Annotated in this window: 18 protein-coding genes and 1 rRNA gene (1 of these 19 only partly in view); 11 read left to right on the top strand and 8 right to left on the bottom strand. The window is 62.7% G+C overall.

The window, feature by feature from the left end; all coding sequences use genetic code 11:
- Positions 1–44 precede the first annotated feature (44 nt).
- Positions 45–1,217, bottom strand: a complete 1,173-nt coding sequence (gene nhaA / locus RM192_RS13360; protein WP_311508040.1) for a Na+/H+ antiporter NhaA — start codon at positions 1,215–1,217, stop codon at positions 45–47.
- A 73-nt stretch (positions 1,218–1,290) separates the two neighbouring features.
- On the opposite strand from nhaA, the gene RM192_RS13355 reads away from it, so the two are divergent.
- The 5 genes from RM192_RS13355 to RM192_RS13335 all read left to right on the top strand — a co-directional run bounded on the left by RM192_RS13355 (position 1,291) and on the right by RM192_RS13335 (position 7,386).
- Positions 1,291–2,736, top strand: a complete 1,446-nt coding sequence (locus RM192_RS13355) for a glycosyl transferase family protein (protein ID WP_311508039.1) — start codon at positions 1,291–1,293, stop codon at positions 2,734–2,736.
- Positions 2,736–3,845 carry a hypothetical protein gene (locus RM192_RS13350; RefSeq protein WP_311508038.1) on the top strand — a complete coding sequence of 370 codons (1,110 nt, stop codon included), beginning with the start codon at positions 2,736–2,738 and terminating at the stop codon, positions 3,843–3,845. The genes RM192_RS13355 and RM192_RS13350 overlap by 1 nt, the downstream gene beginning before the upstream one ends.
- Positions 3,846–3,921: 76 nt before the next feature.
- The gene (locus RM192_RS13345; RefSeq protein WP_311508037.1) at positions 3,922–4,836 is read left to right on the top strand and encodes a sulfite exporter TauE/SafE family protein; all 915 of its coding nucleotides are present in this window, start codon (positions 3,922–3,924) and stop codon (positions 4,834–4,836) included.
- A gap of 26 nt (positions 4,837–4,862) precedes the next feature.
- Complete coding sequence (locus RM192_RS13340; protein WP_311508036.1) at positions 4,863–5,585, top strand: TIGR02186 family protein; 723 nt, start codon at positions 4,863–4,865, stop codon at positions 5,583–5,585.
- A gap of 184 nt (positions 5,586–5,769) precedes the next feature.
- Entirely contained in the window at positions 5,770–7,386 is a 1,617-nt protein-coding gene (locus RM192_RS13335; RefSeq protein ID WP_311508632.1) for a helicase HerA domain-containing protein, read from the top strand.
- A 16-nt stretch (positions 7,387–7,402) separates the two neighbouring features.
- Here the strand turns inward: RM192_RS13335 and RM192_RS13330 are convergent, their stop codons facing one another.
- The 3 genes from RM192_RS13330 to RM192_RS13320 are packed head-to-tail and all read right to left on the bottom strand — an operon-like array spanning position 7,403 to position 9,883.
- Positions 7,403–8,848: an MATE family efflux transporter gene (locus RM192_RS13330; protein WP_311508035.1), complete on the bottom strand. Its 1,446-nt coding sequence runs from the start codon at positions 8,846–8,848 to the stop codon at positions 7,403–7,405.
- Positions 8,849–8,852: 4 nt separating this feature from the next.
- Positions 8,853–9,368, bottom strand: a complete 516-nt coding sequence (locus RM192_RS13325) for a DUF177 domain-containing protein (RefSeq protein WP_311508034.1) — start codon at positions 9,366–9,368, stop codon at positions 8,853–8,855.
- Positions 9,365–9,883 carry a ubiquinol-cytochrome C chaperone family protein gene (locus tag RM192_RS13320; RefSeq protein WP_311508033.1) on the bottom strand — a complete coding sequence of 173 codons (519 nt, stop codon included), beginning with the start codon at positions 9,881–9,883 and terminating at the stop codon, positions 9,365–9,367. Before RM192_RS13320 ends, RM192_RS13325 begins: the two co-directional genes overlap by 4 nt.
- Positions 9,884–10,083: 200 nt before the next feature.
- Here RM192_RS13320 and RM192_RS13315 point away from each other — a divergent pair, with 200 nt between their 5' ends.
- From RM192_RS13315 to RM192_RS13295, 5 genes are read left to right on the top strand one after another with little or no spacing between them, the layout of a single operon-like run.
- Entirely contained in the window at positions 10,084–10,578 is a 495-nt protein-coding gene (locus RM192_RS13315) for an outer membrane protein assembly factor BamE (protein ID WP_311508032.1), read from the top strand.
- Between the two features lie 45 nt (positions 10,579–10,623).
- Positions 10,624–11,181, top strand: a complete 558-nt coding sequence (gene hslV, locus RM192_RS13310) for an ATP-dependent protease subunit HslV (protein WP_311508031.1) — start codon at positions 10,624–10,626, stop codon at positions 11,179–11,181.
- Between the two features lie 4 nt (positions 11,182–11,185).
- Positions 11,186–12,487 (top strand): ATP-dependent protease ATPase subunit HslU, encoded by a 1,302-nt coding sequence (hslU, locus tag RM192_RS13305; protein WP_311508030.1) that lies wholly within the window; start codon positions 11,186–11,188, stop codon positions 12,485–12,487.
- The gene (locus RM192_RS13300; protein ID WP_311508029.1) at positions 12,484–12,960 is read left to right on the top strand and encodes a GNAT family N-acetyltransferase; all 477 of its coding nucleotides are present in this window, start codon (positions 12,484–12,486) and stop codon (positions 12,958–12,960) included. The genes hslU and RM192_RS13300 overlap by 4 nt, the downstream gene beginning before the upstream one ends.
- Positions 12,961–12,968: 8 nt before the next feature.
- On the top strand, positions 12,969–13,172 hold the full coding sequence (locus tag RM192_RS13295) for a DUF1737 domain-containing protein (protein ID WP_311508028.1): 204 nt from the start codon (positions 12,969–12,971) through the stop codon (positions 13,170–13,172).
- A 4-nt stretch (positions 13,173–13,176) separates the two neighbouring features.
- Here the strand turns inward: RM192_RS13295 and RM192_RS13290 are convergent, their stop codons facing one another.
- The 4 genes from RM192_RS13290 to RM192_RS13275 form a co-directional block, all read right to left on the bottom strand.
- On the bottom strand, positions 13,177–15,006 hold the full coding sequence (locus RM192_RS13290) for an ABC transporter ATP-binding protein/permease (protein ID WP_311508027.1): 1,830 nt from the start codon (positions 15,004–15,006) through the stop codon (positions 13,177–13,179).
- A gap of 68 nt (positions 15,007–15,074) precedes the next feature.
- Positions 15,075–16,010, bottom strand: coding sequence for a retropepsin-like aspartic protease (locus RM192_RS13285; protein ID WP_311508026.1), 936 nt, complete (start codon positions 16,008–16,010; stop codon positions 15,075–15,077).
- Positions 16,011–16,063: 53 nt separating this feature from the next.
- Positions 16,064–17,581, bottom strand: coding sequence for an oligosaccharide flippase family protein (locus RM192_RS13280; protein WP_311508025.1), 1,518 nt, complete (start codon positions 17,579–17,581; stop codon positions 16,064–16,066).
- Positions 17,578–18,624 carry a glycosyltransferase family A protein gene (locus RM192_RS13275; protein WP_311508024.1) on the bottom strand — a complete coding sequence of 349 codons (1,047 nt, stop codon included), beginning with the start codon at positions 18,622–18,624 and terminating at the stop codon, positions 17,578–17,580. Before RM192_RS13275 ends, RM192_RS13280 begins: the two co-directional genes overlap by 4 nt.
- Positions 18,625–19,215: 591 nt before the next feature.
- On the opposite strand from RM192_RS13275, the gene RM192_RS13270 reads away from it, so the two are divergent.
- Positions 19,216–20,633: ribosomal RNA gene (locus tag RM192_RS13270) — 16S ribosomal RNA — on the top strand; it runs 69 nt beyond the window's last position.

The raw sequence follows: 20,633 nt of genomic DNA, 5'->3' as shown, positions 1-20,633 counted from the left end.
AAGGTTTCACGGATTATGATCGAGACTTTGATCGACTAACGCGATCAATAGGCAGGCGAGCGCCTTTGTTGCAGCAGAAGCAGTCCGGCTATGGCGGAAACCGCCGAACCGCCGAGAATGCCCAGCTTTGCCTCTTCGACCAGAAGCGGGTCGGAAGGGAAAGCGAGGCCCGCGATGAACAGGCTCATCGTGAAGCCGATACCGCAGAGCAGCGCTATGCCCCACAACTGGCGGACGCTGGCCCCTTCGGGTCGGCGGGCGATGCCGAACCTCTCGGCGAGGAGAATGCTTCCCAGAATGCCGACCTGCTTGCCCAAGACCAGCCCGGCACCGATGCCCAGCGGCAGTGCGAGCGAGCCGCCGTCGGGCAGGCCGAGGTGGACGCCTGCGTTTGCAAGGCCGAACAGCGGCACGATCAGGAAACCGTTGGGCGACACGAGCGCATGTTCGAGCCGAAGCAGCGGGCTGTCATGCTGGCGGTTGAGCGCGAGCGGGACGGTAAGGGCGGCCAGCACCCCCGCGATCGTGGCATGGACGCCCGAATGGAGCACCGTGAACCACAGGGCTATGGCGCCGAGCACGTAAGGCCAGATCGAGCGAACGCCGAAGCGGTTGGCAAGAACGAGCAGGCCAAGGATCGCGGCGCTGGCCCCTAGCCATGCGAGCTTGATCCCGCTTGTGTAAAAAAACGCGATGACCATCACCGCGCCCAGATCATCGACGATGGCGACAGTCAGCAGGAACAGGCGCAGCGACGGGGGCAGGCCCTTTCCGGCGAGTGCCAGCACGCCGATGGCAAAGGCGATGTCGGTGGCGGACGGAATCGCCCAGCCGCTCTGTAGCGCGGGGTCGCCGCGCGTGAAGGCCAGATAGACCAGCGCGGGCACGGCCATACCGGCCAGCGCGGCGATGATGGGCAGACGTCTGCGCCGCGCGTCAGACAATTCGCCCGCAAGCACCTCGCGCTTGATCTCCAGGCCGACGACGAAGAAGAACACCGCCATCAACCCGTCGTTGATCCACAAGTGCGCGCTGTCGAGCTTCGCAACCGGCGTCCACGCAAGGCTTGAGTGGAACAGGTCGTGCCAGGCCTGCTGCAACGGTGAATTTGCAATGAGCAACGCTATGGCGGCACAGGCCATGAGCACGAGGCCGGGCGCCGCTTCGTTATGAGACAGCTTGCGCCACATCGTCTTAAGTCCCGGCGTTTCCACCATTTTCGAAGCAGTCCTTGGTTCACGGCGCGCTGCAAGCGGGCATACCTTGCAGTAAGGTGCCCCCTTTGACGGGGTGCGTCAAACCGGGGCAGGGTTGTTGCTGACGTCGCCGACCTTTGGAGTATTGCAGGCGCTCGCAGTCGTCGAGCATGAACTCCTGCTGTTTGCGGCATTCTGGTTTGCGGTTGGCGCGGTGGATGAAATGCTGGTCGATGGCATGTGGCTTTGGCTGCGTTTCAGCGGCTGGGCGCGAACCGCAAGGTTGCAGGCTGACCGGACCGAAGAACTCGCGGGGATAGCCGCCGTGCTGGTGCCGGCATGGCGCGAATCCGCCGTTATCGGCGCGATGGTCAGGCATTGCCTCGAAAGCTGGCCGCAGGGGGGCTTGCGCCTTTATGTCGGTGTGTACCGCAACGATGAGCAGACTCTGGCGGTCCTGACCGCGCTGGGCTGTGATCCTCGGCTGCGCGTGGTCCTGCATGACCGCGACGGGCCGACCACGAAGGCCGATTGTCTCAACCGGCTCTACCGCGCAATGTGCGATGATGAACGCCGCACCGGCGAACGCGCACGCTGCCTGATCCTGCACGATGCCGAAGACATGGTGCACCCTGCGGCCCTGTCGCTGATGGACGAGGCGATCGGCCGGGCCGACCTTGTCCAGCTTCCCGTACGTGCCGAACCGCAAGGCCTCTCGCCATGGATCGCCGGGCATTACTGCGACGAATTTGCCGAAGCCCACGCCAAGGACATGGTGGTGCGCAACTGGCTTGGCGCAGGGCTTCCCTCGGCTGGCGTCGGCTGCGCCTTCTCCCGACGGGCGATTGACCGTATTCTGGCGCGCCGGGGCGGGGGTGACCCTTTCGCCGCAGAATGCCTCACCGAGGATTACGAGGCCGGTCTGCTGGTCAGCGAAACCGGCGGCAAGGCTCTGTTCCTGCGTGTGCGTGACCGTCAAGGCGCTCTGGTGGCCACGCGCGAATTCTTCCCGGCGACACTGGCCAGCTCGGTTCGGCAGAAGACGCGGTGGCTGCATGGCATCGCATTTCAGGGCTGGGACCGGCTTGGCTGGAGCGGGAAGCCCTGTGACTTGTGGATGCGTGTTCGTGACCGGCGCGGGCCGATGGTGGCGCTGGTGCTCACTGCCGCCTACTCTCTGGTTGCGCTCTGGCCGGTGGTCCGCATTGCCGAGGCGGCTGGGGCGATTGCGCCACTTCCCGCCGATCCGGTCGTCGCAAAGTTGCTTGCCATCAACCTGCTAAGCTTCCTCTGGCGGCTGCTGCTCCGGTTCTGCTTCACCACGCGCGAATTTGGCTGGGTGGAAGGCCTGCGCAGCATATTCCGCTTTCCGGTGGGGAACGTGATTGCGATCATGGCGGGGCGGCGGGCCTTGGTGGCATACTTGCGCGTTCTGCTCGGCGGCAAGGTGCGGTGGGAACATACCATTCACCTCGCCCACCCGGCTGCCTTGTGCCGGCTGACAGGAAGGGCCTCGCAACCGGCCACGGCCCGAGGATAATGGCTCTCGCCGCGTCCGTTCGGCGCGGGCAGCCTGTTGCTGCGCTGACGACAGTGCTGGTGGGATGGGTGATCGCGCGCGCGGTGCTGTGGACACCGATCATCGAGACAGCGAATTCTCGGGCAACGTCGGAGCGCACCGCAGTGGCCGCTTCGCCTGAACGGATCGCTACCACCGCTGGGCCGCTCAAACCGCGCTTTATTCAACCCGCGCGACCTGCGGGCAGGCAGACGCAAGCTATCGCCCCAGTGACCGAACCGCCGGCAGCCTTGGCCGACCGGACATCGGAAGGCGGGAGCGGATCTATCCTCTTGCGCTTCGCCTCTGCAGGCTCGCTCATCCAGTTCAACCCGGCCATCGCCCCGTCTCGTGTAACCCGACGTGAGCCTCCGCCCACTCCGCCGCCAATCGCTGCAGACCAGACCGGGCCGGTCAAAGACGATCCGCGCTGGAGCAGTGAGCGCTGGCTGCTGATGCGGCGCGGCAGCGGCGCAGCGGCGCAAGCACCGGGCGCTGCCTCCTATGGCGCCAGTCAGGCAGGTGCGGTGGCGCGATACAGGTTCGGATCGGGTGGCCAGGATTCGGCCTATGGCTACTTGCGCACCTCGCTTGCGATCAATGCACCGGGCAACGACAAGGAGATTGCCATAGGCCTTGGCGGCCGCCCGCTCGCAAAACTGCCGCTGCGTGTTCTCGCCGAAGCGCGCTTGCAGGACACCAGCCAGAGCCCGATGCGGGTTCGCCCGGTGGTGACGGTGGTCACCGAACTGCCATGGCAGAACCTGCCGCTAGGCCTGCGCGCCGAGGCCTATGGGCAGGCGGGGTACGCTGGCGGGCGCGACAGCACGGCCTTTTTCGACGCGCAGGGTCTGGTCGATCATCCGGTCAAGCGCCTGCTCCCCATCGGAAAGGATCTGCGGGTCGGTGCAGGCTTCTGGGCGGGCGGCCAGAAGGGAGCCGTGCGGCTCGATGTCGGCCCGCGCGTGTCGTTTGCGCTCGATCTGGGTGAGGAAGTGCCCAGCCGCATTGCGCTCGACTGGCGCTTTCGCGTGGCGGGCAATGCGCGACCAGGCTCAGGCCCGGCAATCACCGTGGCGTCCTCGTTCTGATACCACAGCTTTTTGGGGATCTGGTGTGCCTGCGGGGTTGCTGGCAGGCAAGGGCCAGCCTAGCGTCTGAACGGCAATGGACGTCTATCTTCCCATCGCGAACCTGTCGGTCAACGGCCTGGTCATCGTCGGTCTCGGTCTGTTGACCGGCCTGCTCTCGGGCATGTTCGGGGTCGGCGGCGGGTTTCTGACGACGCCGCTGCTGATTTTCTACGGTATTCCGCCCACGGTCGCTGCTGCCTCTGCTGCGAGCCAGGTGACCGGCGCCAGCGTTTCCGGGGCCTTCGCCCACGCCAAGCGCGGGGGGATCGATTACCACATCGGCGCGGTGCTGGTGGCGGGCGGCGTGCTCGGCACCGGCGTCGGCTCGCTGCTGTTCCGGCTGCTGCAATCACTCGGCCAGATCGATACGGTCATCAATATCCTCTACGTGCTGCTGCTGGGGGGCATCGGGGGGCTGATGGCCCATGAAAGCCTGACTGCCCTGCGCGCGCACCGCACCGGCATTCCCGTGCCAGCTCGAAAGCGCCGCCACCACCCGCTGGTGGCAAGTCTGCCGCTGCGTTGGCGGTTCTACCGTTCGGGCCTGTACATCTCGCCGCTCGCGCCGTTGTTGCTGGGTCTCCTGACCGGGATCCTGACAATGCTGATGGGCATCGGCGGCGGGTTCATCCTCGTTCCGGCGATGCTCTACATCCTTGGCATGGGCGTGAACGTCGTCGTCGGCACATCGCTGTTCCAGATCCTGTTCGTGACCATGACCACTACGATGATGCACGCGCTGACGACGCGAGCGGTCGATATCGTGCTGGCGGTGCTGTTGCTGGTGGGATCGGTGACCGGCGCGCAGATCGGCGCGCAGTTCGCGCAGAAGGCCAAGCCCGAGCAATTGCGCCTGATCCTTGCGGTGATCGTGCTGCTGGTGGCGATGCGCATGGCGCTGGGGCTGGGCTATCGTCCCGACGAGATCTACACGGTGATTGCGCTGTGATGCGGCTCTGGGCTTTGCTTGCCTGCATGTTGCTGCTGGGCGCGCGCGACCCGATACTCGTGCCCGAAATCTCTCAGCACAAGGTGCAGGTGCGCCAGGGCTTCACCGGCGCCGACCTGTTGCTGTTTGGCGCAATCCTCAGTCCCGAAGGCAGCCGGGCGGCGCAGGATTACGACATTGTCGTGGTGCTCGAAGGCCCGGTGCAATCTATCGTCCTTCGCGAGAAGCAGAAAATTGCAGGTATGTGGATCAATGCGGATTCGCTCGAATTCCGCTCTGCTCCCAGTTACTTCGCAGTCGCCTCGTCGCGGCCCATCGCAAAGATTGTCGATGACAAGACCGCTGCGATCTACGAACTCGGCCTCAAGTGGCTGCAGCTTTCGCCTATCGGCGTGATCGAACCGAAGGAGCAGCAGCGTTTCTCGGCAGGCCTTGTCGACCTGATGCGGCGCGAGGGCATGTACCGCGAAGAAGAGGGCGCGGTGACGATCAGTGGTCAGGTCCTTTATCAGGCACGCATGCGGCTGCCGTCGAGCGTGCAGATAGGGACTTATACTGCCGAGACCTTTGCCATCCGCAACGGCAAGGTCGTAGCCTCGGCCATCACGCGCGTGGAAGTGACCAAGGAAGGCTTCGAGCGCTTCGTTGCCGTGGCAGCCGAGGACAACGGATTGATCTACGGAATCTTTGCCGTGCTGCTTTCCATCGGCATGGGCTGGATCGCGGGCAGACTGTTCGCGCTTGTCTGACGCCCGACAATTCCCGGCATGGTTTAGCGGATTTTAACCCGATCCCACTAACCAATGGCATAGCGCCAGTCTGGCCTGGGGATTTTACGTGATGTCCGACATGGGTGTGCAGAGGTTCGAGGCGGTAGTGTCGAGAACGGAAGACGAGCAGGTCGAGCGCGCACCATTCGTGCTGCCCGAAGTGATGCCGGGATCGGAAAATGCCCGCCTGCCGATCGGTCACGTGCGCGAAATCGCCGGGTCCAGTTCCGCCATCGCACTTGATCTTGCGCGGCTCGAACAGTGCTCGAACGATCTCGACCCGTCGATTGCGCTTTCGGGCAAGGTCGGCAGCCAGATCAAGATCCGCATCGGCAATTCCTGGCTGCTGGCAAGCGTTCGTACGCAAAGACAGGATACCTCTGTCGATGGCGGTATCGTTGCCCAGATCGATTTTCTCGGTGAGGGCGAGGAAGAGCGCCTGACCGGCAAGATCTACGGGTTTCGCCGCGGCGTCACCCGCTACCCGGTCCCCGGCGCCATGGTCTATCCGGCCACCAGCAACGATTTGCGTCAGATCTATGCCAGCGACGGCCGCACGAACATTTCGATCGGCACCGTGTTCCCGACCCGCGACATCCGCGCCGGGCTCTACGTCGACGCCCTGCTGGGCAAGCATTTCGCGCTGCTTGGCTCCACCGGCACCGGCAAGTCGACCGCAGCAGCGCTCATCCTCCACCGCATTTGCGAGATGGCGCCGGCAGGTCATATCGTGATGATCGATCCGCATGGCGAATATGCCAGCGCGTTCAAGGTGATCGGGCAACTGCTCGACGTGTCGAACCTGCAGATGCCCTATTGGCTGATGAACTTCGACGAGCACTGCGAAGTGTTCATCACCTCGTCCGGCACGAACCGACAGATTGATCAGGACATTCTCGCCAAGTGCCTGCTGGCCGCACGTCAGAAGAACCGTCTGGCCGATCAGATCGGCAAGATCACGGTCGATTCGCCAATTCCCTACCTGCAGTCGGATCTGCTCAACATCCTGCAGAACGAGATGGGCAAGCTGGAGAAGGGGACCAATTCGGTTCCCTACATGCGGCTCAAGACCAAGATCGAGGAAGTGCGCAGTGATCCGCGCTACCAGTTCATGTTCTCTGGGATGCTCGTCGGCGATACGATGGCCGAGTTCATCGCCAAGATTTTCCGCATGCCCGCCAACGGCAAACCGATCTCGATCATCGACGTTTCGGGCGTTCCATCGGAAATCACCTCGACCGTGGTCGCGGTCCTCAGCCGTCTGGTCTTCGACTATGCCATCTGGGCGCGCGACGAGGAAACCCGGCCCGTGCTGCTGGTTTGCGAAGAAGCGCATCGCTATGTGCCGAACGAAAAGAACTCGGACGGGTCATCGGTCGGGCGCATCCTGTCGCGCATTGCCAAGGAAGGCCGCAAGTATGGCGTCAGCCTTGGCCTGATCACGCAGCGTCCATCGGACCTTGCCGAAGGCGTGCTGTCACAGTGCGGCACGATCATCGCCATGCGTCTCAACAACGAGCGCGATCAGGCCTTCGTCAAGGCCGCGATGCCCGAGGGCGCGCGCGGTTTTGTCGATACGATCCCGGCCTTGCGCAACCGCGAATGCATCATTTCGGGCGAGGGCGTCTCGATCCCGATGCGTGTTTCGTTCGATGAACTCGAGCCGATCAAGCGCCCGGCATCGAACGATCCCTCGTTCTACGAATTGTGGAGCAAGAGCGGCGGCGAGGACCGTGCGGTGGAACGCACCGTCCAGCGCTGGCGCGCGCAGAGCCGCTGATCCTCAGCCCGCAATTTCAGATCGAGGGCGCCATGCGTCCTGCCGTGTCCGCGTCGGCGTGGGTTTCTTCCTCGCACTCGTCGTCGGGAACCGCGCGGGCCTTCGCGCGCCAGCCCGGCTTGCGATAGGCGTAGACGGCGAGCGCCACCGCAACCGCTGAGCTGACAGGAAATGCCAGCCACAATGCATCGGCGCCAAGGCTTGGGTAAAGCACATAGTAGAACCCCAGCCGCACCGGGTACATCGCGATGGCGAGGATGATCAGCGGTGTCCACACCACGCCGCCCGCGCGCATCGTGCCGAACAACACCATGGTTATCCCGAAAAGAACATAGCTCCAGCTGGCCAGGAACTGAATGTGGCGTGCCACGTCGACTGCCGGGCTGGTATCCCCCAGGAACAGTTGCAGGGCGGGCCGGTCAAACAGGAGGATCATCGCACAAAGCGCCCCGGTGACGGTGAGATTGAGCACCACGCCCCAACGCGAGATCTTTCCGAGCCGCTGTTCAAGCCCTGCACCGATGGCTTGTGCAGCCATGGCGCTGACGGCGGCGGAAATCGCCATCGCGGGCATCTGGAGATAGGTCCACAGCTGCAATGCCGCGCCATAGGCCGCGCTGACCAGCAGGCCTTCGCGGTTGACCAGTCCGATCACGATGATCCCCGCCGCCGAAATGACGAGCATCTGCGCGCCCATCGGCAGGCCCTTGGTCAGGATATAGCGAAGCTCGTCGCGGCGCGGCCACAGCCACTTCAGTTCCGCCCCCCTCAGGCGAAGCGGCAGATCCTTGATGTAAACGTATGCAACAAGACTGATCATCGAGACCAGCGCAGCAATCGCCGTGGCAAGCGCTGCGCCCGCGATGCCGAGCGGCCTGATCGGTCCGAAGCCGCCGATCAGCAAGGGATTGAGCCCGACGTCGAGCACCGAGGACAGGATCATGAACTTGAGCGGCGTGGCAGCATCGCCCCCGCCGCGCAGGCCCATCGCCAGCATGACCGTAATCATCGAGGCGGGCATGGATACGAAGATCACCCGCAGATAAGTCAGCGCATAGATATACGTCTCACCCGGCGCACCCATCGCGGTGAGCAACTCGGGCGCGAAGACCCAGCCCAGTGTCCCCACGACCAGCGAGAGCAGCACGCAGAAGCCCACCGCCGAACCGAACGTGCGCCGCGCCGCCAGCACATCACCTGCACCGAACGCCTGCCCGATCTTGACGGTCGCGGCCATGCCGAAGCCGAAAGCAGCGGCAAAGACGAGAAACATCACCACATTGGCATTGGCGGTGGCAGCAAGCGCGCCCTCGCCCAGAAGACGCCCCACCCAGACCGAATTGATCGAGCCGTTGAGCGACTGGAGAATGTTCGAAGCCAGCGTCGGCGCGGAAAACAGCACCAGCGTCTTGAGGATCGGGCCGCTGGTCAGATCACGGCTGCGTCCGGGAGGTGGGGCCAAGAGGTCAGTCCTTCGTCTTGAGCGCCGAAAGCCCGGCGAAGGGTCCGGAGGCGATGTCGCCACCGAGTTTGTGTTCCTTCCGGGCCTTGTCGGCATCCGGCCCTTCCGCGAAGGGATCGATGGCCAGCGCAAGGCTTTGTGCCACGGCTTCGCCAAGGTCGAAGCTGGTGCCTTCGTATTCGATCTCGTCGAGGTCGTCTGCGCTGATCTCGATCTCTTCGTCCGGGGCATAGGCCTTGGCGGGATGCACGAAGCGCAATGCGATGGTCTCGCTGATCGAGACGGGGAAGTCCTCGCCAGAAATGGCACACGCCTGAATGATCTGCGCGGTGAGCTTGCCCTTGGCCTCGACCTTGCTGCCATCGACCGTCATTCGCAGAACCGCCTTCATGGTGTCGATTGCAGTAATACCGAACCGGCCGGCCAGGCGGCGGCGCTCAGACTCACTTGGCTCAAGCACCACCGGCTCGTCAGTGATCTGGCGCAAGTCGATCATGTGTGAATATTCCGGCGTGATCATTTCCCGATCTCCGCATCGAGAACGCGGTAGGCCGGAACAAGGTCCAGCCCCGCGGCGAAAGCGCGGGCGCGGCGGGCGACCAACAGGGGGTCGGTGCCGTCGTGCAGGTTCACGTTGCGCGTAACCGCCTCGGCCATCAGCGCTTCGTTGCCGGGCGCAAGGCCTTCGCGGTAAGCGCCGAGCCGCCCACCCAGCACGCTCATCAACTGGCCCATGCGCTTGCCCACCACAACATCGCCGACGCCGCTTTCGCGCAATTGGCCGTCCATGTCGTCGACGAACAGTTCGGTGAGGCGCACCGAAGGCGCGATCAGATCGGCATCGCGCTCCATGCGGATCAGCACGATCGAGAGGATCAGGGTGATCATGTCGAAGCGGCCACCGACCGTGTCGGCCACGCCGCAATCGCGGTACCATTCCTTCTCGCGCGCGATTTCTACCGTGCGGTGCCAGAGCGGGCGGGCGACATCGCGGTCGTCCTGCTTGCGTCCGAACAGCTTGCCCAAAAATGACATCGCGTTTCCTTGGCTTGGTGCCCGTTCAGGGGCGATTAAATCTGTGCCGTCCAGCAGGTCTTGGCAAAGCAGCGCGGAACGCAGCGTTCCGGGCGGCATTGCGGTTATCCCGATTGGACCCTAAAGGTCCGCCGATATAGGCTGTGCATTCCCGATGCAAACGGGCATGAGTGCACTCAAGATGTAAGCGGAGTTATCGAATGCGGAACAGTCGGCTGATGGTGCAGGGTGCGGCGGTGCTGGCCCTGGGCGTGGCGGCAGCGGGGTGTTCCAGCATCAAGGATCACCGCGGCTATATCATCGACGAAGCGCTGGTCGCTTCGGTGCAGCCGGGCGTCGACAACAAGCTGTCGGTCGAACGCACGCTGGGTCGGCCCACGTTCACCAGCCCCTATGGCAAGCAGACGTGGTACTACGTGGCGATGAACACCAAGCAGAAGCCGTTCAACCGCCCGAAAACTGACAACCAGTCGATTCTCGTCGTCGATTTCGATGCACGCGGCAATGTCGCTTCACTCAACCGCGAAGGCATGACGAAGGTCGTGCGCCTGTCGCCTGAAGGCGACAAGACGCCGACGCTGGGCCGTGACCGGAGCTTCTTCGAAGACCTGTTCGGCAATATCGGCGCGGTCGGCGCGATCCCCGGCGGCGGCGCTGGCGGGGCAACCGGCGGCAGCGGCCCGAACGGAAGCTGATGCTGCCTGCTTGAACCATGAAACGGGCATCCCATATGCCCTATCATGGACGAGAGCAGGGCGAGCCACGGCCTTATACAGTGGCACGGCACCACCATTATCGGGGTGAAGAAGAACGGCCGAACCGTCATTGCAGGTGACGGTCAGGTCTCGATGGGCAACACGGTGATGAAACCGAACGCCCGCAAGGTTCGGCGTATCGGTGAAGGCAAGGTCATTGCCGGGTTTGCCGGAGCGACTGCCGATGCCTTCACCTTGTTCGAGAGGCTGGAGCGCAAGCTGGAACAGCATCGCGGGCAACTGATGCGCGCAGCGGTCGAGCTCGCCAAGGACTGGCGCACTGACAAGTATTTGCGCAATCTTGAAGCGCTTATGATCGTGGCCGATGCTGACACGATGCTGATCCTCACCGGCAATGGCGATGTGCTGGAGCCCGAAGGCGGAATCGCGGCGATTGGGTCAGGCGGCAACTACGCGCTCGCTGCCGCCAAGGCGCTCGACGATTACGAAGACGATCCGGAAAAGATCGCGCGCCGCGCCATGCAGGTGGCCGCCGAAGTCTGCGTATTCACCAACGACCGCGTGACGCTGGAAGAAATCTGACCCCATGAACGAATCCCTTACCCCAAAGGCCATCGTCCGCGCGCTGGACGAGCACATCGTCGGGCAGACCGACGCCAAGAAGGCCGTCGCTGTGGCACTGCGGAACCGTTGGCGCCGTCAACGTCTGTCGGCCGACTTGCGGGACGAAGTTTCCCCGAAGAACATCCTGATGATCGGGCCGACGGGCTGCGGCAAGACCGAGATCAGCCGCCGTCTGGCCAAGCTGGCCGATGCTCCGTTCGTGAAGGTGGAAGCCACCAAGTTCACCGAAGTAGGCTATGTCGGCCGCGACGTGGAGCAGATTGCGCGCGATCTGGTGGAAGAGGCGATCCGGCTGGAAAAGGACCGCCGCCGCGATGCCGTGCGCGAGGCCGCGAGCAAGGCCGCAATGGACCGGCTGCTCAAGGCGCTGGTCGGTGACGGTGCCAGCGAGGCGACGCGCGAGAGCTTCAAGGCACGGCTGGCCGATGGTTCGATGAACGAGGTCGAAGTCGAGATCGAGGTGGAAGACGCACCGTCGGCCCCGATGGATATCCCGGGAATGCCCGGCGGGATCGGCATGATCAACCTGTCGGACATGATGGGCAAGGCGTTCGGCAAGCAAAGCCTCAAGCGCCGCAAGATGCGCGTGGCCGATGCCTGGGACAAGCTGGTCGACGAAGAAGCCGAAAAGCGCATGGACCAGGACGATGTCGCACGCGAGGCCATTCGAAATGCCGAGACCAACGGCATCGTGTTCCTCGACGAGATCGACAAGATCGCGGTCTCGGACGTGCGCGGCGGATCTGTCAGCCGCGAAGGCGTGCAGCGCGATCTGCTGCCGCTGATCGAAGGCACGACGGTTGCGACCAAGTACGGGCCGATGAAGACCGATCACGTGCTGTTTATCGCCAGCGGCGCGTTCCATGTGGCCAAACCCTCGGACATGCTGCCCGAATTGCAGGGCCGTTTGCCGATCCGCGTGGAACTGCAGGCGCTGACCGAGGACGATTTCGTGCGAATCCTTTCGGAAACCCGCGCCAATCTGGTGCAACAGTATTGTGCGCTGCTGGCGACCGAACAGGTCACGCTGGAGGTGACGCCCGAAGCCGTCCGTGCGATTGCCCGCACGGCAGCGCAAGTGAATGAAAGCGTAGAGAACATCGGCGCGCGGCGTCTGCAGACGGTGATGGAAAAGCTGCTGGAAGAAGTCAGCTTCGATGCCGAGGACCGCACCGGTGAAACGGTCGTGGTCGACGAGGCTTATGTCGCAGCCAAGCTGGCAGTGCTGGCGGGGAATGCGGACCTGTCGAAGTATATTCTTTGACCGTTCGTCTGTGGCCAGCAACCCCAGAGCACTTTGCGAATTTGCTCGCTGCCGCCGATCCTGCCGAAGGTATAACCCAAGCTGACACGCCCATCGCCGATGATGACGTGCTTGCCATGCTTGCAGGCCTTGCCGCTACAATCGCTTCGCAGTTTACACCACCTGCCTGGCTTATAATCGATGAGGGCAGGCTGGTCGGTCTGCTTTCGATTACTGCGCTTTCCGAAGGTGTCACGCTCCAGATTGGCTATGGAGTTGCCATGGGGGAGCGGGGAAAAGGCTATGCTGCGGCTGCGGTTGCGCGCTTGCTCGATTGGGCGCGGGGAGACGCGCGCGTCAGTGCAATGTATGCCGAAACACGGACGGACAACATTGCGTCGCAGCACGTTCTGGAGCGCAATGCCTTTGTCCGTATCGGCGAACGGGTTGACGAAGAGGACGGCGATCTCTTTTGTTGGCGCATCGATTGCTGAGGACCGAAATGCACCAGACTCCCGAAGACCGCCCGATCTACCGCCTGCTCACCGGCAAGGACGACCGCGCCTTTTGCGAGCGCGTATCGGAAGCGCTGGCGCAAGGCTGGCGGCTCTATGGCTCGCCCTCGATGACCTATGACGGCGGTATGGACTGCATCAAGGTGGCGCAGGCCGTGGTGTGGCATGAGGCTGCAGACCTGAAAGCTTGACCGGCTACTCCGCCGCCTCGCTGACCTCGGCGCTTTCCTGCGCTTGCCGCGCCCACATTTCTGCATAGAGGCCATCGCGCCGCAGCAGTTCGGTGTGGCTGCCCTGTTCCGCGAGCCGCCCCTGATCGAGCACAAGGATCGTGTCCGAATCCGCAATCGTCGATAGACGGTGCGCGATGGAAAGCGTGGTGCGATGGCTGGCGACAGCGCGCATGGTCGAGAGAATGTCCTGCTCGGTACGGCTGTCCAAAGCGCTGGTGGCTTCGTCGAACAGCACGATCGGCGGGTTCTTGACTAGCGTGCGCGCGATGGCAACGCGCTGCTTTTCGCCGCCCGAGAGCTTGAGGCCGCGCTCGCCGACTTCAGTGTCGTAGCCCTTGGGCAGGCGCGCGATGAAATCGGCGATCGAGGCACCGCGCGCGGCGGCATCGACTTCGTTCTGTCCTGCGCCGTCGCGGCCATAAGCAATGTTGTAGCCGATGGTATCGTTGAACAGCACCGAATCCTGCGGGACGATGCCGAGCGCGGCGCGTAAGGACGCCTGCGTGACGTGCGCAATGTCCTGCCCGTCGATCAGGATGCGCCCCGACCACGGATCGTAGAAGCGGAACAGCAGCCGCGCGATGGTCGATTTGCCCGCGCCCGATGGCCCGACGATGGCGACGCGGCTGCCCGCAGGCACTTCGAACGACAGGCCATGAAGGATTTCGCGGTCACGGTCATAGCCGAACACGACATTGTCGAACGTTACGCTCGGGCGCTGGATCACCAGCGCGGGCGCGCCGGGCACATCGGCCACTTCGACCGGCGTGTCGATCAGGCGGAACATCTCGGCCATGTCGATCAAGCCTTGCCGAATAGTGCGATAGACCATGCCGAGCATATCGAGCGGCCGGAAAAGCTGCGTGAGGTAGGTGTTGACGAAAACAAGGTCGCCAACCGTCAGCCGTCCTTGCGACCAGCCCCAAACCGTCCACGCCATTGCGCCTGCCATCAGCAGGTTGACGATGATCGCTTGCGCAATGTTCAGCAGGCCGAGGCTGTTCTCGCTCTTGACCGCTGCATCGGCATAAGCGCGTGTTGCTGCGGCATAGCGCGCCTCTTCACGCGCTTCCGCGCCAAAGTATTTCACCGTCTCGTAGTTCAGCAGCGAATCGACGGCGCGGGACAGCGCCTGCCCGTCGAGCCGGTTCATCTTCTCGCGCAGGGCCGAGCGCCATTCGGTGATCGTGCGCGTCACCACGACATAGGCGATGACGGCCACAATCGTGGCAAGGACCAGCCCTAGGCCGAAGTTCAGCCAGAAAATGATGATCACCGCCGTCAGCTCGATGATCGTCGGAGCAATGTTGAACAGCAGGAAATAGAGCATCGTGTCGATGCTCTTGGTCCCACGCTCGATCACCTTGGTCACCTCGCCGGTGCGGCGGGCGAGATGGAAGCGCAAGGAAAGGCGGTGCAGCCGGGCAAAGACGTTCTCGGCGAGATGCCGCGTCGCGTCCTGTCCCACGCGCTCGAACACGATGTTGCGGAAGTTGTCGAACGCCACCCCGGCGAAACGGCCCAGCGCATAGGCGAGCACGAAGGCCATCGCCACGGTCAGCGCGGCCTGCGATTTGCCGGTATCGAGCGTCATCGCATCGACCGCGCGCTTGTAGGCAAAAGGCAGGGCAAGCGTCGTCGCCTTGCCCAGCAGCACCATCACGCAGGCGCCGACGACCCTGCGCTTGAGAACCGCGTTATCCGCAGGCCACAAATAGGGTAGGAACCGGCGAAGCGTCAGCCATCCGTCGTGGCGGGCATCTGGCGAATTTGTGGCGGTATCTGGCGGCATGCCCCCCACATAAGCCGCCTGCGCCGCTGCGCCAGCCCCCCTGCATCAAGGGCGGCACGAAAAGCGCGTCAGAACGGCCGTCCGCCGTTGTTCAGCCCGGCGATATTGATAGGCACATCGAACAGCACCCGCCGTGCGGCGAAGTCTATCGCCACGCGGCGGAACATGCGCAATTGCGTCATCCCCATTAGCAGCGCGGGCCGCTTGACCAGGCCCAGGCGGTGGAATGCCGGAGCATCTGCGTAAGCGAGCACCGTGTTGTGCAGCCGCATGCCATCGATATCGACCATCCGGGCGAAGCCAAGGTCTGCCGAGACGATCTGGCCGGTCACCGAATAAAGCGACGTTGTTTTCGGATTGCGGGACCGTGACAATGCCTTTTGCAGCGCCAGATTGCCTATCGATCCGTCCGATCCTGTATCGATGACGATGTCGGTAGGGACTCCATCGACCGAGGCATTGGTCATGATGAGCTGGCCCGATCGGCGCCGCGCCTGCACCACGATGGCAAAGCCCTTGAGGCTTGTCCTCTTGGCAGACTCGTCGACATACATGTGGTTTTTGGCGAAATCGAAGACGACCCGCTGCTGCTGCAAGCTGTCCAGACCGACGATGCCGTCCGCGCCGATATGTTCGTCCTCGAGCAGGGGAGCGTTGATGCCGTAGTAGGTCCTGCGGCCGAACGTCAGCTCATCGAGATCGACAACTTCGACCGGGATCGAACCAGCAACGCCGACGATCACGGCGTTACCCGAAATGGCCAGACCCATTGCCGTGGCGATCTTGCGGGAAAGGACGGTGCGTTCCGAGCCAGTGTCGATCAGGAAATCGTAAGGCCCGTGCTCACCGATCGTGACTGGCACGGTCATGCGATCATGGCGGTCGGTTTCAAGCTGGACGAGTTCCTGGGTCGTTGCAGGCGCGGGTTCTTCGGCTGCCTTGGACGGAGCAATGCTTGCGCAAAGCGCCAATGCAACCGCCGCAATTGCGAGTCTGGCAGCCATGGTGGTTCTCCCGCAGGAGAGATTACGCCTCTATCGCACGCAGTGCCAGCACTTCAGCGCAGCGCAGGTTTCCGGGAGCGGCGGACTTGAGTCAGCAGACCGCCGGCCAGGTCTGCGATCTCATCGTGCAAGGGATGTGCGAGAAAGCGCAGCGCAGCCAGCCAGAGGGCGATGCCCACACCAACCATGCTGCAGGCTTGCGTAAAGCCGATCTGCGCCGGACCATCCCAAACGGCATACGATATCAGCAGCGGCGCAACCGCTGCGAGCGTGGCCAGGCCGCTGCGGCCTGCGATTGATCCCAGTTCGCGCCAACGCAGGTCCAGCATCCCGCGCAGCAGCGGCGCGTAGATGATCACCCAGAGCGCGCCGTGGATCACACGCGAAATGGCGACCCATTCCAAGCCGAACGGGGCGGTCAACGCGATAAGGATCACCGACAGGACTGTATCGAGGATCATCCGGCGCATCAGCGGTTTGAGTTTGCCCAATAGCAAAGGCAGATCGGCATAAAGCGGCAGGGCGACATAGAAAATCTGCGACAGCGCAATCCACGTCAGCAACGGGGCCGCCGCAAGCCAGCGCTCGCCATAGAGCATGCGGATCAGCGGTTCGGCCAGCACGGCGATCCCGGCCATCGCTGGCCAGGTCACGCCGGTATAGGCCGCCATGACGCGCAGGTAGGGCGGGCCAAGCGGTTCCCCATTATCGCGCACGCGGCGGAAGGCGGGGTAGAACACCCCGGTCACTGCGCCCGAGATCAGCAGGCGCAATTGCAGGGCAAGCCCCGATGCACGCGCGAACAGCCCGACCGCCGCGCTGTCGATCATCCGCCCTATCACAAGTTCGGGCGCGCGGGCAGACAGCGAACTGCAGGTGACCTGGACGGTGTTGGCACCGCCGATTGCCAGTATTGGCTTGGCGTCGCGCAACCGCAGTGGCCAGGGCAACATGCCGCCTGCTCGCCATTGACTGACGACAAGCCGTGCAGCCTGCTGGGCGAAGGCCCCCCACGCGAGCGCGAGCGCGCCATGGCCCATGATGGCCAGAGTCAGCGCCGTCGCGGCATTGGCTATGGCAGAGCCGACCTCGATCATGGTGTTGGAGCGGTAGTCCATGCGGCGCTGACACGTCGCTTGTGGCACAATTGCCAAGGGCACCAGCACGTACGACCCGGCAATGATCAGTGCGATGGGCAGCATCCCCGGATCACCATAGAATTGCGCAATGGGCCAGGCAGCCAGGATTGCCAGCAGCGCGATGCCCCAGGCGAACGCTACAGACAGCGTAAAGGCCGTCTGCAGCTTTTCGGGCGTCAACTCGCGCTCGCCGTTGACGTAGCGGGTCACCCCGAAGTCCTGCAGGAAGGCAATCAGCGAGACGGCGGCGAAGGCGATCGAGAACTGCCCGAGCTGTTCCGGCGTGATGTACCACCGCGCGAGCACCACGCTGGCCACGAATTGCAGCGCAAACGAGGTATATTGCGAGATCATCGCCCACAGCGCGGCGGCGCGAACCGACATCGCCGGCGGTGCGCCGGCGTGCTTGTTGGCAGTTGCCGGTTTGCTCATCCCTCGATCTCGAGGAAGCCTGGGAACATGCCGACCGCCGCGTCACGGCCTCGGCTATGCGCGCGCCGGCGCCAGCGCAACATCGGTCGGGCGAGGATGGGAACGACCTGCCATAAGGTGAAGGCCGCTTTCCAGACAGGTCCGCCCACCATGCCACCTGCGCGCACGATGTCGCGCAGTTCGGCAAGGCCCTTGCGGGTGTCGCCGTCGATGATGCGGTCCATCGCATGCTCGAACGATAGCGAAGCCCGGTTGTCCGCGAGCAGCCGGTCGATCAGGTCGCGCTCGGGCGAGGCCTCTGGAAATGTCGCCCGGGCCTTTTCATAGACCTTGATATTGCCGAGCAGCATCCGCCCGGCATTGCTCGAGGCAGATCCGGGCCGCACGCGATAGTCGCCCAGCACTTCATCGACATAATAGGCGACCCCGCCACGCAGCATCAGGCGCACCCAGAGGTCGAAGTCCTCGGACTGGGCCATGGCCGTGTCGAACCCGCCAATGGCGTCGAAGTCCGCGCGGCGGAAGGTGGTGCCGATGTAGACGTTGAACGAGCGGTCGAGGACATCGGAAAGTGAGCCATGTATGCCGTCCCCCGAACCCTGGCGCGTTTCAACGCAGGTGCGCTCGCGGCTGACAGCGCCGAAGATGCGGGCGTTGCATGTTGCCAGGCGAACCTCCGGATCGGATTCGAGCACCGCCACCATGGTTTCGAGATATGTGGGACGAAACAGGTCGTCTCCGTCGAGCAGGGCGATCAGCGGGGCGCCGGTCTCTGCGATGGCACGGTTGCGCGCAGTGGAAACACCGCCATTGGCCGTGGCGAGAAAGCGGATGCGCGGATCCGCGAGATAGGGCGCGACGGCGGCGGCAACGTCGTCGGGCGCACCGTCGTCTATTACCACGCATTCCCAGTCCGTCAGCGTCTGCGCCTGCAACGACGCCAGCGCTTCACCCACGAGGTGCGCGACGCCATAAGCAGGGACGATCGCCGCAATGCGCGGCGACGCCCCGGGCGAGGACGGTGGGGAAGCTTGAGCGCTCATGCCCCTTCCTTACGCCTGCGCGCGTAAACAACCGCTTACCCGCAGAGCTATTGGCAGGATCGGGGCGAGCACGACTCGCAATTGGCTGATTCTGGGGGCAGTTTTGGCCGATTCGGGGCTGCAATCGCCCAAGCCACCTCTTGAAAACCCAATGTTTTCGGGTGTTTTGGGCAGGAGCGAAATAAAATTGCAAAGTGTCGTTGACCGGGGCGGAAGTGCCCCATATATGCCCTCTCACCGGACGGGAACGACGCTTCAACGGCTCGCAACCAACCGGTCGCCAACATAGACGGACACTCAGTCCCCCGGTCCAAAATCGGGGAGAACTGGTTGTCCGCCTAATTCTGTCGCTCCGGTGGCGGTTTGGTGGCTCTTTGACATTGTTGATATAGATGAAGGGACATGTGGGCGACGGCGTCTGCTTCCGGGGCTTTGGGGCTCGGGTGAGTAGATAAATCAGTCGGAGCTTGCATGTCTTATACGTAACCATACGTTTAGATGTGCAGGGTTTGATACCCTGAATTAATTTTACGTCAGATTGCGGGTTTTTGGTCGAGAGACTGGGGCTCGTGCTGTTGTGAGATTGGACACAAACTTGAGAGTTTGATCCTGGCTCAGAACGAACGCTGGCGGCATGCCTAACACATGCAAGTCGAACGAAGCCTTCGGGCTTAGTGGCGCACGGGTGCGTAACGCGTGGGAATCTGCCCTTTGGTTCGGAATAACAGTTAGAAATGACTGCTAATACCGGATGATGACTTCGGTCCAAAGATTTATCGCCAAGGGATGAGCCCGCGTAGGATTAGGTAGTTGGTGGGGTAAAGGCCTACCAAGCCGACGATCCTTAGCTGGTCTGAGAGGATGATCAGCCACACTGGGACTGAGACACGGCCCAGACTCCTACGGGAGGCAGCAGTGGGGAATATTGGACAATGGGCGAAAGCCTGATCCAGCAATGCCGCGTGAGTGATGAAGGCCTTAGGGTCGTAAAGCTCTTTTACCAGGGATGATAATGACAGTACCTGGAGAATAAGCTCCGGCTAACTCCGTGCCAGCAGCCGCGGTAATACGGAGGGAGCTAGCGTTGTTCGGAATTACTGGGCGTAAAGCGTGCGTAGGCGGTTATTCAAGTCAGAGGTGAAAGCCCGGGGCTCAACCCCGGAACGGCCTTTGAAACTAGATAACTAGAATCTTGGAGAGGTCAGTGGAATTCCGAGTGTAGAGGTGAAATTCGTAGATATTCGGAAGAACACCAGTGGCGAAGGCGACTGACTGGACAAGTATTGACGCTGAGGTACGAAAGCGTGGGGAGCAAACAGGATTAGATACCCTGGTAGTCCACGCCGTAAACGATGATAACTAGCTGTCCGGACACTTGGTGTTTGGGTGGCGCAGCTAACGCATTAAGTTATCCGCCTGGGGAGTACGGTCGCAAGATTAAAACTCAAAGGAATTGACGGGGGCCTGCACAAGCGGTGGAGCATGTGGTTTAATTCGAAGCAACGCGCAGAACCTTACCAGCGTTTGACATCCCGCGCTATCCAGAGAGATTTGGAGTTCCCTTCGGGGACGCGGTGACAGGTGCTGCATGGCTGTCGTCAGCTCGTGTCGTGAGATGTTGGGTTAAGTCCCGCAACGAGCGCAACCCTCGTCCTTAGTTGCCATCATTAAGTTGGGCACTCTAAGGAAACCGCCGGTGATAAGCCGGAGGAAGGTGGGGATGACGTCAAGTCCTCATGGCCCTTACACGCTGGGCTACACACGTGCTACAATGGCGGTGACAGTGGGCAGCAAGCACGCGAGTGTGAGCTAATCTCCAAAAGCCGTCTCAGTTCGGATTGTTCTCTGCAACTCGAGAGCATGAAGGCGGAATCGCTAGTAATCGCGGATCAGCATGCCGCGGTGAATACGTTCCCAGGCCTTGTACACACCGCCCGTCACACCATGGGAGTTGGGTTCACCCGAAGGCGTTGCGCTAACTCAGCAATGAGAGGCAGGCGACCACGGTG

Origin of the sequence: Novosphingobium sp. MMS21-SN21R (assembly GCF_031846015.1) — a bacterium.
In the GTDB taxonomy this organism is placed as follows: Bacteria; Pseudomonadota; Alphaproteobacteria; order Sphingomonadales; family Sphingomonadaceae; genus Novosphingobium.
The sequence above is the reverse complement of the archived record's forward strand: the minus strand, read 5'-3'. Positions and strand labels throughout refer to the sequence as shown.